The sequence below is a fragment of the Solihabitans fulvus genome, from assembly GCF_008386585.1.
Lineage (GTDB): Bacteria > Actinomycetota > Actinomycetes > Mycobacteriales > Pseudonocardiaceae > Solihabitans > Solihabitans fulvus.
In genome coordinates this window covers 1-368 of the sequence record NZ_VUOB01000399.1, presented here as the reverse complement: position 1 = coordinate 368, position 368 = coordinate 1, and the positions used below count along the sequence as shown (strand labels likewise).

The 368-nt window shown below is 44.8% G+C and carries 1 protein-coding gene; it reads left to right on the top strand.

Features of this window, described 5'->3' with window-relative positions; all coding sequences use genetic code 11:
• Positions 1 to 99 precede the first annotated feature (99 nt).
• A partial coding sequence (locus tag F0L68_RS46150) for a calponin homology domain-containing protein (protein ID WP_223199676.1) occupies positions 100 to 368 on the top strand: 269 nt, incomplete at its 3' end.

Below are 368 nucleotides of genomic sequence, written 5' to 3'. Positions count from 1 at the left end.
GAACAAGAGGTTCACACTTGGATCTCTGATGTTTTGGGAGAGCCGCTACCAAATGGCGCATACGAGGATGTGCTAAGGGACGGTGTGATCCTTTGCAAATTGGCCAACAAATTGGCTCCTGGATCAGTGAAAAAAATCCAAGAGAAAGGGACCAACTTCCAGCTCATGGAGAACATTCAAAGGTTCCAAGCGGCAATCAAGAAATACGGAGTACCAGAAGAAGAAATATTCCAAACCGCCGATCTTTTTGAGAGGCGTAACATTCCCCAAGTAACATTATGTTTGTACGCTCTGGGAAGAATTACTCAAAAACATGCCGAGTTTACAGGACCTCAGCTAGGACCTAAAATGGCTGATAAGAACGAACG